General features: G+C 38.9%; 11 protein-coding genes. 5 read left to right on the top strand and 6 right to left on the bottom strand.

The window, feature by feature from the left end; genetic code table 11:
- Positions 1 to 345: 345 nt before the first annotated feature.
- From dnaJ to gyrB, 6 genes are all read right to left on the bottom strand, one after another.
- Positions 346 to 1,482, bottom strand: coding sequence for a molecular chaperone DnaJ (gene dnaJ / locus VJJ26_05125; protein HLC07531.1), 1,137 nt, complete (start codon positions 1,480 to 1,482; stop codon positions 346 to 348).
- 28 nt (positions 1,483 to 1,510) lie between these two features.
- Complete coding sequence (locus tag VJJ26_05120) at positions 1,511 to 1,771, bottom strand: DnaJ domain-containing protein (GenBank protein HLC07530.1); 261 nt, start codon at positions 1,769 to 1,771, stop codon at positions 1,511 to 1,513.
- A 237-nt stretch (positions 1,772 to 2,008) separates the two neighbouring features.
- Entirely contained in the window at positions 2,009 to 2,569 is a 561-nt protein-coding gene (locus tag VJJ26_05115) for a hypothetical protein (protein ID HLC07529.1), read from the bottom strand.
- A gap of 72 nt (positions 2,570 to 2,641) precedes the next feature.
- Complete coding sequence (locus VJJ26_05110) at positions 2,642 to 3,649, bottom strand: hypothetical protein (protein ID HLC07528.1); 1,008 nt, start codon at positions 3,647 to 3,649, stop codon at positions 2,642 to 2,644.
- 984 nt (positions 3,650 to 4,633) lie between these two features.
- Positions 4,634 to 5,605 carry a tRNA lysidine(34) synthetase TilS gene (gene tilS / locus VJJ26_05105; protein HLC07527.1) on the bottom strand — a complete coding sequence of 324 codons (972 nt, stop codon included), beginning with the start codon at positions 5,603 to 5,605 and terminating at the stop codon, positions 4,634 to 4,636.
- Positions 5,606 to 5,760: 155 nt separating this feature from the next.
- Positions 5,761 to 8,193 carry a DNA topoisomerase (ATP-hydrolyzing) subunit B gene (gene gyrB / locus VJJ26_05100; GenBank protein ID HLC07526.1) on the bottom strand — a complete coding sequence of 811 codons (2,433 nt, stop codon included), beginning with the start codon at positions 8,191 to 8,193 and terminating at the stop codon, positions 5,761 to 5,763.
- Positions 8,194 to 8,489: 296 nt separating this feature from the next.
- Between gyrB and VJJ26_05095 the strand changes: the two genes are divergently transcribed.
- The 5 genes from VJJ26_05095 to VJJ26_05075 form a co-directional block, all read left to right on the top strand.
- Positions 8,490 to 8,972 carry a nucleoside deaminase gene (locus tag VJJ26_05095; GenBank protein HLC07525.1) on the top strand — a complete coding sequence of 161 codons (483 nt, stop codon included), beginning with the start codon at positions 8,490 to 8,492 and terminating at the stop codon, positions 8,970 to 8,972.
- Positions 8,965 to 9,318, top strand: coding sequence for a TraR/DksA C4-type zinc finger protein (locus VJJ26_05090; GenBank protein HLC07524.1), 354 nt, complete (start codon positions 8,965 to 8,967; stop codon positions 9,316 to 9,318). Before VJJ26_05095 ends, VJJ26_05090 begins: the two co-directional genes overlap by 8 nt.
- Before the next feature lie 232 nt (positions 9,319 to 9,550).
- The gene (gene rpsI, locus VJJ26_05085) at positions 9,551 to 9,964 is read left to right on the top strand and encodes a 30S ribosomal protein S9 (protein HLC07523.1); all 414 of its coding nucleotides are present in this window, start codon (positions 9,551 to 9,553) and stop codon (positions 9,962 to 9,964) included.
- A gap of 203 nt (positions 9,965 to 10,167) precedes the next feature.
- Positions 10,168 to 12,015, top strand: coding sequence for a glutamine--fructose-6-phosphate transaminase (isomerizing) (glmS, locus tag VJJ26_05080; protein HLC07522.1), 1,848 nt, complete (start codon positions 10,168 to 10,170; stop codon positions 12,013 to 12,015).
- Between the two features lie 175 nt (positions 12,016 to 12,190).
- A partial coding sequence (locus VJJ26_05075) for an AAA family ATPase (protein HLC07521.1) occupies positions 12,191 to 12,669 on the top strand: 479 nt, incomplete at its 3' end.

The raw sequence follows: 12,669 nt of genomic DNA, 5'->3' as shown, positions 1-12,669 counted from the left end.
TTCTATACAACTTACATCACCATACGCGATGGGAATGTTGGATGGATTATCTCCTATAATACAAAAGTTACTGAGAGAGAGACTGGGTATTACAGTCGCAGTGCCCTAAGGGACACAAAGGAGATTGTGTTATTTTTTGAGAAGCAGGTTAATTTCTTGGTAACGAGGGATAGTGATTTGGATAAACATGAGTTCGTATGGTTCGACGGGCTCACCACGAACGGGATTAGAAATTTTCTTTCTCCGTTCGTCCTGACCCTTCGACAAGCTCAGGAGTAAACGCCCGCCTGCCCTCCGAAGCCTTCGGCGAAGGACGGGTCGAAGGATACGAACTCATAAAAAATGTTATCCCAAGAATTTTTTGAAAAAGCTGGTGATAAAACCATCGTTACTATTTGCTTGAGTTCCAATGATATCAGAATATTCTTGAAGTTTCTTTTTCGCATCAGCAGAGATTTTAGTAGGGATAAAACATTGTGTGATGATAATTAAGTCACCGCGGGTTTTGCCACGGAGTTTATAAAAACCTTCTCCGGAGATAACGATCTTTTCTCCAACCGGGCAGCCTTTTGGAATTTTGATGGTGTGTTTTGTTCCATCGATATTTTCAATATCAACTTGGCAGCCAAGAGTAAGTTGTGGGTAGGTAAGCATTACGTTGCATATCAAATCATCATTATCACGTTTAAAGGTTTTATCTTCTTTTACGCGAATACGCAAGAAAAGATCACCAGCAGGTCCACCATAGAGTCCAGCATCAGCTTTTTCACTGACGCGTAGTTCGGCATCATTAAAAATACCTTTAGGGATGTTTACGGTAAACTTATCATAGCGTTGAACGCGTGATTGTCCATTACAGCTACTACATGGTGTTGCTATTACAAAACCTTTTCCAGAACAACTTCCGCATGCTTGTGCATACATAAAGAAGCCTTGTTTAAAATGCATTTCACCGGATCCGTTACAGGTAACGCATGTTTGAGCGCTTGTTCCTGCGCGAGCACCGGTTCCACTACATGTATCACAACAGAAGTAGTGATGGTATGCAATTTCTTTTTTTGCGCCAAGGAAAGCTTCTTGCAGTGTTATTTCAATGTCTTTGGTTAAAGATAACCCAGCTTGAGGCTGAGGGCCTTTCTTACGGCGATTTTTGGCAGTGCCACCACCAAACATAGAACCAAAAATGTCACCAAAATTTTCAAAAATATCATCCATGTTCATGCTGCCTGGGTGTCCATGTCCACCACCCATACCGTTATTTACGCCAGCATGACCAAATTGATCATATTGAGAACGCTTTTGCGTGTCACCAAGGACTTCATAAGCTTCAGTAGCTTCTTTAAATTTATCTTCAGCTGCTTTATTATCAGGGTTGCGGTCAGGATGATATTTCATAGCAAGCTTGCGATACGCCGTTTTGATCTCATCCGTTGTGGCTGATTGGCCAACACCCAATATTTTATAGTAATCTGCTTTGTTCATAATGGTCTCCCAATCTTACAGGGCTTTTTTAGTCTTGCTCACGCGGTTCGTTTTCCTGATCTTGAACCTTGGTTTTTTTGGAGCGCAAAGCGTCTAATTTAGGGGTAAAAAGAAATTTTCTTTCTTCAAGGACTTCGTAAGCGGTTTGAATTTCTTTAAATTTGGTTTCAGCTGTCGCATCACCAGGATTACGATCTGGATGATATTTCATAGCTAATGCGCGGTAGGCAGCTTTAATTTCATCCCATGTTGCTAAAGAATCTAGTCCGAGAATTTTATAATGTTTCATGATGACCCATATAGTTAAACCCACATTCTGTGGCTAAATTGACATTTTCCTTTTGATTATAACATAAAAATAGCTGTGTGCTAAGGGGGAAGGGTCTTTTTTAATGGGTTAAGCATATTTCATCAATCTAACCTGTGTTCTTTGCGCTCATCCTGAACTTGTTGAAGGATCAGAGCGCTTAATTCTTCAACAAGTTCAGAATGAGCGCGGGAAATATTATAGGTATGTGGTCTGGTTTTAACGAATTGAACCTTTAGCGAGGGTATCATTAATAGCTAGGGTTAGTTTCTCATTCTGAGCGCACTGTTTAAAAGGGTGGGGTAGGCAGTTGTTTTCTAGGCAAAAATGGCCTTTTTTGAGCATAGGCTCGATTGTTTCTGGTACGGTCAAAACTAAGTAAAAGATCGTTGTTGGTCCAAGATTTTCTCTTTCATCAAAATCTAAAATGAGAGTTTGTTTTTTTTCATTCCATACACCATCGCAGATCAGGTTATCTTCTATGGCTAAAAATTCTTTAGCAAGGTTTTTTTTGTAGAGAGAGCCGATCAAATGATTAAGTTTTTCACCATGCCAACGAAGGTTGATTTCGTCTACAAAAATGGGGTCTTTAGATCGTTTTTTAAAAGTAATGCTACCTACAAGAATCCACTTACCACCAAAGTCTGTGCATGTGTTATCATTGCTACCAAGTTCTTGCCATTTTGATTTTAGGACAATATCAAAATTTTCTAAGCTGTACGTTGTTGCGGATGTGGTGCTGATGATAGTTGATAACATAATTTGTATCAGGCGTTTCATTATCTCTCCGAAGGTAGGGTGTGGTGTTTTTATAACCCTATCATAGTCGGAATGGAATGGTGAAGTTTTTTGTTAACGTCTATACATTCTCATATTGTTGTTATCAGTAGCATTGATGGAGATTACGTATGTAATGGCAAATGGATCATCTGGTAGGTACTGCGGTACAGGAGGAAACGACGTGCTTGCATCGCGAAACACAAAAAGAGTGAACTGATCAAGATGTATGTTTCCCGATGATTTAGCTACATTAAGATGCTTCATAGTGCCATCACGATTCAGAACAAGTAATATATGCGCGATTGTGTCTTGTGCTACTGCAGGGCAACGATCATTGTTGATGTTGTATGAATTTTGTAAGCACCAACCCAATTTTTGTAAATACCGTTCGTATTTAAGTTGATCTTCGCTTGGAATGCCATTTTTTTTACCAATCATAGACACACCATAGGTACCACCTTCTTCAAGGTGATGTAAAAAACCTTGTGTTAGTTGTGCAAGAGACAAAGGAGGCTTTTGCGCACCAGTGGGTGCGATGGGGTTATTTTGTTGAGAAGATCTTTTTTTTGTTTGAGTTCTTTTTTTGTGTGGTGCACGTTTTCTTACTGAAGGTGTCGGTTGAGCTTGTACTGATTCTCGCATTGATATTGCATTTTTGACTGTTATATCTTGTGCAAGGGGAACTTGAAACTCTTCTTCTGGTAATGTTTCATCAGTATCGGGTGAATCTTGCAGAGCGGGAACCCTTTGCTCAAATGATTGTTCTTCTTCTGTTTCTGCGGGCGTGCCCTTCGACGTGTCCGCAGTAGCTTCAGCGAAGGAGGATTGTTGTTGTGTTTCGGGTTCATCTCTAAAAAAGACTGGAGAACCAAAGTTTCCTGCACGTGCTTTTGTTTCTACCCAAGGATCATGTGTTGTGAGGTTTTTTAATTCTTCTGCCTGTTCTTGTTGTTCGATGTGACTGCTTAAAGGATTGCCTGTTTTTTGCATAAATACATAAAGAATAGTGCCGACATGGAAAAGGAGGGATAAAAGGAGCGCTATGATTGTAACATTTCTGCTGACGCGAATAATATTCATCACATCCCTTTTTTCTACTATTCTACGATATTGTTGGATAAAAATAAATAATTAATCCCCACTTTGGTTGGGGACCCAACTTCCGTTTCACTACAGTAGTTTTTTGTAGTGGGGCCCTTGTCCGGCTCCCTACAACCTCAGACACAAGCATCCTGCTTGACCTCTTACAGCGCGAATTCAGACCAAAGTCTCTTACCCCAGCTCCGTTAACTCTTCGCCGGGGACCCCGTGCAAAATGAAATGAAGCATGGGGATAAAAGCAGCCTAAATCATCATACGCGCCTCATGGGACTTTTTACCAACTTATCTAAGAATTAATTTCTCATTCGTTTGCCCTGAGTATTTTTGCTTTGCAAAAATGTATCGAAGGGTTATCCGTAAAAAGAAGGACTGTACTACGAGCCCTTACTCCGAGCGTAAGCACAGGAGTAATGGTGCATGCGAGTAGATACGTAAATGAATAGCAAATAGTAAGAGAGCAAATCAGTAGCAAAATAAGAAGCTAGTACCCATTGAGATGTCTTGTCTGAGCGCTTTAGGCTACGTAGCAGACTGGGGCGCGAGTTACATCTCATCGTGGGAATCCAAGGGAACTATTGGTATCTGGGGGTGTGGGGGGCCGGACAAGGGCCCCACCACAAAATCATTTTGGTGAAACCAAAATCGGATCCCCAAGAATATTGGGGATTAATCTTATCTTAGAGCCCATCCCTAAACTAAAATTTTGTTAAAATAATTTATCCTCCCTTCCGCTCGCCCTGAGTGTTTTTGTCCTCAAAAATGTATCGAAGGGTAATTTTAAGAATGATTAATCTTGAAAACCTCAACAATAAAAATAATATAAAAACATCGAAAATTTTAATTAAATTACACCCTTCGATACATTTTTGCAAAGCAAAAACACTCAGGGCGAGCGGAAGGGAGTAGTCTGCATTGCGGATTAAGACATTTTTCTGAGTTCAGGGATAGGCTCTTAATCAGAGATTAAATTTTCAATATAAAAACTTTACCCTGTTTTTTAACCAAAGACCATTGTTCATGAATAGTATGAGTACCGCCACTAGGGTTGCACAAAAAGCGAATAATTTCATCCAAAAAGGCTTGTGTAGTAGGGAATTGCACATTGTTGTGAATTAACCACAATATGATAATGCGGTGGCGCAATGATGGATTAGTTGCGATAAATGGCGATACATTTAGTGTGCGTTTATCGTCTATGGTTTCAATAAGATTATGTAATGTTGTCAGAGCAATTTCATTAAGCAATGCATCATCTTGTTGTATACGATTGAGTGTTGTGAGAAAGTTGTTATTCCAACGTTCATCACATGCAGTAAGTGCTGGTAGCACTGTTGAGCGGATGCGGTTGCGAAGATAATTGGGAGATGCGTTGCTTGCATCAACAGCATATGTAATGTTGTGTGTGTTGAGCCATTGTAAAATGTCGGCTTTATTTGTTTCTAGTAATGGTCGAATGTAAAGACCATGTTTTGGATGCATACCAGTTAAACCTGCAAGACTTGTTCCGCGAATTAAGCGAATAAAAAATGTTTCTTGTTGATCTTGTGCATGGTGACCCAGTGCAATGCTGTGTGCATTGTGTTCGTGCAAAACACTTTGCAAAAATTGACGACGCATATGACGTGCAAATTCTTCTTTTGAACCGTTGTATTTTTTGTTTTGAGATAGTGATGACAGTTTTGCTGTAACAAAGGGAATGTTGAATTGTGCTGCAATGGTTTGGCAGAGTTGTTGTTCGCTGTCAGCTTCCGCGCGCCATTCATGATTAAGATGTGCGGCAATAAGAGTCAGATTATATTTTTCTTGCAATGCAACAAACGTGTGTAACAAAAATACAGAATCGGGCCCTCCTGAGAGCCCGATGATAATTGTGTCGTTACGCTTAATGAGCGTATGTTTTGTGATAAATTGTTTGATTGTTTCCAAAATACTCATTATGTGAACTTTTTCCCGTTCGCCCTGAGTGTTCTACGAAGCTTTGCGTAGTAGAATGTATCGAAGGGTTAATTTTAAATATCATCCTTCGATACATTTTTGAGGACAAAAACACTCAGGACGAGCGGAAATTAAAATTATTTTTTAGTTGTTTTTTACACATCCAAGTTTTTAGCAAATTTACCAAAATCTTCGATATATTCTTTTCTACCTTTTACATCCTCACCCATCAATGTGGAGAACCATCTATCAGCTTCAAGAGAATCTTCAATGGTAACTTTAAGCAACGATCGTGTTTTGTTATCCATTGCTGTTTCCCACAATTGATCAGGGTTCATTTCACCAAGACCTTTATAGCGTTGAATGTTCATGAACGGTTTGCTGATTGCTTTAATTGCAGCAAGAAAATCAGTTGCACCAATACCGCTAATTGCTCGTTCTTTTCCGATAATAGAAAGATTCCAATCGTTATCTTGAATAAGGGCAAGTTTTGCTAAAATGTGTACAGCTTTCTTTACTTCCGATGCGGTAAAGAAGTTCAGTGGAATATCCCAATGCTTACTCATCATTTTGAATGAAATTCGTGAGTAAAGCGGACGATTATCCGTTTGATCAAAATCATTATCTATTTGCTGAGAAGGATCAATGAGTTCTGCTTCTTCCAGTTTAACTACATACCCAGGGAAGAATTTTTTGAGATTTCCAACTAATTGTTCAGTACCATTTTCTTTTTCCCATGGATATTTGTGTAGTGCTGCAATAAGAGCATTGCATTGATCAAAGGAAATTTTAAAATCGATACTGGTGCTATTTAATTTTGTGTCATATTCCTGAATGTCATTGAGCAATGTTGATAGCGTAGCAGCATCAACTTCTTTGTTTCCTGTTGTGAGCACTGTTTGTTCTTGTGCCCAATCAAACAAGAAGTTTATGAATGCAGCATCATCTTTAAGATATTGCTCTTTTTTACCAATTTTTGCCTTGTACAATGGTGGTTGAGCAATATACAAATATCCATGATCAATAAGTGGACGCATGTATCTAAAGAAGAATGTGAGTAACAACGTTCTAATGTGTGAACCATCAACGTCAGCATCGGTCATGAGGATAATTTTATGATAGCGTGCTTTATTAAAATCAAAATCTGCACCGATTCCACTACCAATTGCTGATACAAGAGCCTTGATTTCATCATTGGAAAGTATTTTATCAAGACGAGCTTTTTCAACGTTCAAAATTTTACCTTTGAGTGGTAAAATTGCTTGGTTGCTACGATCGCGTCCTTGTTTAGCAGAACCGCCTGCAGAATCACCCTCAACGATGAAAATTTCAGTGAGTGCTGGGTCTTCCAGAGTACAATCGGCTAATTTTCCCGGTAAAATCATTCCTTCAAGAACTGTTTTTCTGCGTGTTAGATCGCGAGCTTTACGAGCTGCTTCACGGGCGCTACGAGCAATATCAGCTTTGAGGACAATTTTTTTTGCGACAGTTGGGTTTTCTTCAAAGAAGATATCAAGATATGCGAATAACCATGATTCAACAATACCTTTTACTTCACTGTTTCCTAATTTTGTTTTTGTTTGGCCTTCAAACTGTGGTTCAGGTACTTTGATACTCAAGACACACACAAGTCCTTCACGCACGTCTTCACTTGAAAAGGCATCGCTACCTTTGAGCACACCAAATTCTTGTGCTTTTTTATTGCACACTTTGGTTAATGCACCTTTAAGGCCAGAAAGATGTGTTCCGCCTTCTATGGTGTTAATATTGTTAACAAACGAAAAGAGTTGTTCACCGTAGCCATCATTATATTGTAATGCAGCTTCAAGGACATACTTGTCGTCAGTTTTTGCACAATAGATGACTTCAGGGAATATGGGAGACTTTTTTTCGTTAATATGCTCAACAAAAGAAACAATACCGCCTGCAAAATGGAATTCGTGGTGTTTGTTGTGGCGTTCATCAGAGATGCTGATGCGTACGTTTTTATTTAAGAACGCAAGTTCACGCAGACGTGATGATAATGTTTCAAAACTTAAGTTAGTACCTTCAGTAAAAATTTCGGCATCTGGTTTAAAGTGAACAAGAGTTCCACGTTTTTCGGTTGTGCCAATAATTTCTAATGATTTTACCGGTTTGCCGCGATGAAATTCTTGGAAATAGATATTACCTTTTTGAAAGACGGTAACGCGTGTCCATTCTGAAAGTGCGTTCACAACAGAGATACCAACACCATGTAAACCACCAGAAAATTGATAAGTATCTTTGTCGAATTTTCCACCTGCGTGTAATTTGGTCAGAACTACTTCAACGGCTGATACTTTTTCAGTTGGATGAATGTCTGTTGGAATACCACGACCATTATCTTCTACTGAGCATGAACTATCTTCATGCAATATTACATTAACCGTATCACAGTAACCTGCAAGAGCTTCATCAATAGAGTTATCAACAACTTCATACACTAAATGATGTAAACCCTGAGGACCTGTTGAGCCAATGTACATAGCAGGTCTTTTTCTGACCGCTTCAAGACCTTCCATCACTCGAATGGATTGCGCTGCATATTCTTTTACTGGTTTTGTCATAAAATTTACCGACCCTTTCTTTTTGGGTTACTCAAAAATGGGTGAATTTTTTAATTTTTATCTAAAGCATAAGTTGCTAGAATAAATGATTCAATCCTAATAAATCTTTTTAATTCGGTCTTTACTAGGGGTCCCCATGTGAAATAACATGTAACATGGGGTATAAGATAGTTATTTCATAATATGTTTATATTATACTTCAAAAGAGAAAAAAAATGAATTAATATAACAGGTCCGGTTTTGTCCTCTTTGTAAATATATGAGATGGATTGCGTGTTTAAAATGGTGGGGGGAAAATGTTAGAAACCATCTTTGGAAAAGAAAAAGATCTATTTTTTATGCAAGAAGCTCTTGAGCAAGCACAACGTGCGTACGAGATTGATGAAGTGCCTATTGGGGCTGTGATAGTCAATGAGGAAGGAGAGATTGTAGGGTATGGATACAATAGCGTTGAACGTGATTGTACACAACGATCGCATGCTGAAGCCGTGGCGATAGAAGAAGCTGGTAAGGCATTAGGTGATTGGCGACTTAATGGTCACTGGTTGTATGTAACGCTGGAACCATGTTCAATGTGTATGGGACTTATTAAATTGAGTCGTTTGGATGGAATTGTCTATGGCGCAGCATCTCCTCTGTTTGGTTTTCGTCTTGACAATCAGGATGATCTTTGGGTATACAAAAAGGATGCATTTTCAATTATTGAAGGTGTTAAAGGAGAAGAGTCTGCGGCATTGTTAAAAAATTTTTTTCATAAAAAAAGGGAAAAAAGTGAATGAGAAGCATAATTTAAAAAAAATTGAAGCAGATCTGCTCAAGCGCAAGTTAGAACTTGAGCAAAAATTAACAGAAATGTCCAAAGAACAGTTCTCTGACGGTCAAGTGCAAGATCCGGGCGATCAGGCGTTGACGGCGACCATGGAATCATTGAGAATGTCTTTACAAGATGCTGAGGTTGAGGAATACCGTGGCATAGCAAAAGCTCTGGAACGTATAAAAGAAGGTACCTACGGACTATGTGTTGATTGTGGCAATCCTATTTCGGAAAAACGGCTACAATCTTTCCCCGGTACCATGCGTTGTTTAGCATGCCAAGAGAACTTTGAAGAAAGACCTGGTCTATAGCCCAACTTTCGCTGAAGCTGCAGTCGGGCACACGTTGGAAAGAATTTGAGATGGATTAAGCTGATGAGCGTAGCATGGATTGGACGATTTCCGTTGTAAAAGGTCTGGGGTAAAAGAGGTTTTAGGCTTGCCTAGTTTTTGACAATTAATTTTTATATACCTATACTAATTAACAAAATCATTGTATTTAAAAGATTTCCTGTTAAATCATATCAGAAGGTTATAGTGCGATATGGCAAAAAAACAAACAAATACCGCTAATGCTCCTGTTGCTCATGGCGTAGGACGTCGAAAAACTGCGGTTGCGCGCATATGGTTGCGTCGTGGCGATGGTCAAATTAGAGTGAACGGACAAGATCATTTGAGCTATTTTGACACAAAAATAGCAGCTGATATGGCAGCAACTCCATTCAGAGTGTGTCCGGGCTTAAACTTTAATGCTGAAGTTAATGTGTGTGGTGGTGGTAAAATAGCGCAAGCTGATGCCGTAAAATTGGGAATTGCGCGTGCATTTGTTGAATTTGATGAAAATGCAAAGCCTATTTTGAAAAAACATGGTCTTATGACTGTTGATGCTCGTAAAAAAGAGCGTAAAAAATATGGTCAAAAAGCTGCTCGTCGTAAGTTCCAGTTCGTAAAACGTTAATAGTTTTATACTCGAAATTTTGTAGCCCCATGCTTGACTACTCTTAGGCATGGGGTATCTTAATATAGTTGTTGTGATCCGATTAAAGTCTTATCTCGCGCTCGAGGATATCCTTCAACAAGTTCAGGACGAGCGCTGAGAATATCTGAAAAGTCGGTTTATTTGATAAAAAAGAGTTTTAAAAAAGGGAGCGTGGGGCTAAAGTGTGCACTGTTGTGGGCTACGTAGGAAAATCTTTTTGTAGTGCATTTATTTTTGAAGGACTTGCTCGATTAGAATACCGTGGATATGATTCTGCCGGTTTTGCCTGTCTTGATCCCATTAATCAAAAGCTTTTATATTCCAAATCATCTGGTCAGTTAATTAATCTGGTGGAACGTGTGCAGCGAGATCCCATCGATGGTTTTTTAGGAATTGGCCACACGCGATGGTCAACACATGGTGATACATCGCAAGAAAATGCTCATCCTCATTTTGATTGTTTCAAAAATATTTCGGTCGTACACAATGGCATTGTTGAAAATCATGACGTGCTGCGTAGTCAATTGCTCAAATCGGGACATATTTTTAGTTCTGATACAGATACAGAGGTTATTGCTCATTTGTTTGAAGATTTAGCGCATACATCAATAATTGTGCCTTCTAGTATCAGTGCTATTATGCAACAGTTGCATGGAGCATATGCGTTTTTGGTAATGATGGAGTCTTTTCCTGAATATCTTATTGCAGTGCGCAAAAGGTCTCCGTTGTGTGTTGGTATTGGTGATGGAGAGATGTTTGTAGCATCGGATGTTATTGCATTTTCAGACAAGACAAATAAAGTGATTTTTTTGCCCGATGAAAGCTTTGCTGTTATTTCAAAAAAAGAGATAAAAATATACGATTTTGCTGGCAATGAATTACCTGTTGTGATTCAAGCTGTTGCAGCAACTTTTGAGCGTTCCGAAAAAAATGGATATGAGCATTTTATGCTCAAAGAGATTTACGAACAAAGGAACGCTATTATTAAAACAGTTAATTCTTTGCAAGCATTGCAACCGTTGTTATGGAATCAATTAGCTTTGACTGTCGGCCAAGTGCAAAATATTGCGCATATATATTTGTTAGCATGTGGTACTTCATGGCATGCTGCGCGTATTGCGCAGTTTTTTTTTGAAGCAATTACACATGTTCCTGTAACGGTATGTTTAGCTTCAGAATTTAGACACGCTTCTTTTTTTGCTCAAAAAAATGCACTGTATGTGGTTATTTCTCAATCAGGTGAAACGGCTGATACGCTTGAAGCATTGCGATTGATTAATGCTTATGGATTATCTACAGTTGCTCTGACTAATGTTGCAACAAGTACTATTGTGCGCGAGGCGAATGGTTTTTTGTTAACTCATGCAGGGCCAGAAGTTGCAGTTGCTTCAACAAAGGCATTTTCTACACAGTTAGCATCGCTCTACTGGTTAGCACATTATATTGCGGTTGAAAAAGGTGTAATAACACACAAAGATTTGCTACGAGCAGAATGCGATTTGTTTTCAGTAGCACATGTGCTTGAGAGTTCTTTGGAGCAGCATAAATATGCAATTGATCATATACATGCTGCGTGCTATGCGCAGTTCGATAAAGCATTATTTTTGGGTAGACACATCAGCTATCCGCTCGCGATGGAAAGTGCACTCAAATTAAAAGAAGTGGCGTATGTGTTTGCCGAAAGTTATCCAGCTGGTGAACTTAAGCACGGTCCGCTTGCGTTAGTTGATAACAATATGCCGGTGTACGTTTTTTCTCACGGTGATCCTGTTATTTACCAAAAACTTCTTTCCAACGCGCATGAAGTTAAAGCGCGTGGTGGTCGTGTAATTGTTTTTGCATATGAAGGTCAAACAGAATTATGTGCATTAGCAGAAACATCATTTATTATTTCAAATAACGTACCAGCGTTACTTGGTCCGCTCGCAATAATTGGTCTTGTACAATACTTTGTCTATGCAATTGCAAAAGAGCGCGGATGTCCTATCGACAAGCCGCGCAATTTAGCTAAATCAGTAACTGTTGAATAAAAAAATCAGAAAAAGTTCAAGTGTTTTTTTTGTTAGATATGCTAGATTTTCGACCAAAATTGGTCCAAGTTAACCTTGATTTTCGACCAAAAGTGTGTAGAATTAATATTGAATTTCGACCAAAAATATATAAAATTAACCTTGCATTACAACCAAAAAAGTTAGGATAATTACAATGAAACGCATTATTGACTTCTACTTACATAATTGGAAAACTGATCAATATCACAAGCCTTTACTTTTGCGTGGTGCTCGGCAGGTAGGCAAAACGCATGCAGCGCGTACATTGGGGGCATCATTTCCAGATTTTTTTGAAATTAATTTAGAAAATCAACAAGTAGCACACATTATTTTTGAAAAAGACCTTCAACCAGATAGAATTATTCGGGAGCTATCGGCTCTTATGCTTAAACCGATTATTCCCGGCAAAAGACTGTTATTTATAGATGAAATTCAGGCTGTTCCGCGAGCAATCTTAGCGTTACGCTATTTTTATGAGCAGATGCCAGAATTGCACGTTATAGCTGCAGGATCACTTCTTGATTTTGCTATTGAACAAGTTGGTATTCCTGTTGGCCGAGTCGATAGTTTTTATATGCAACCCCTTTCGTTTATTGAATTTTTGTCCGCAATGTCATCGGACATTCTTCTAAA

It is taken from the genome of Candidatus Babeliales bacterium, assembly GCA_035288105.1.
Lineage (GTDB): Bacteria > Babelota > Babeliae > Babelales > Vermiphilaceae > SOIL31.
This window is presented reverse-complemented; position numbering and strand designations above follow the sequence as displayed.